This window comes from Desulfobulbus rhabdoformis (genome assembly GCF_016919065.1).
Taxonomy (GTDB): Bacteria; Desulfobacterota; Desulfobulbia; order Desulfobulbales; family Desulfobulbaceae; genus Desulfobulbus; species Desulfobulbus rhabdoformis.
In genome coordinates, this window is the sequence record NZ_JAFFQA010000202.1 from 1 (window position 1) to 255 (window position 255).

Annotated in this window: 1 protein-coding gene; it reads left to right on the plus strand. The window is 48.6% G+C overall.

The features are described 5' to 3' along the window. On the plus strand, positions 1-255 hold a 255-nt coding region (locus JWJ90_RS23065), incomplete at both ends, for a transposase (protein WP_205229540.1).

The following is a 255-nucleotide window of genomic DNA, read 5'->3' on the forward strand; positions in this document are numbered from 1 at the left end:
GACTCTTGCCTCCCTATCTTCGAAAAACAAAGAGCATTGAGGAAATGCTGCCTTGGCTTTACCTCAAAGGGATATCTACCGGTGATTTTCAGGAAGCTCTTCAGGCTCTTCTTGGCAAGGATGCCACGGGGCTTTCGTCCACTACGATCAGCCGTTGCAAGCGTCTTTGGGAAGCAGAGCATGAGCAGTGGAGTCAACGCAGATTTGAGAACAAGCGCTATGTGTATATCTGGGCCGATGGCGTGTATTTTAATA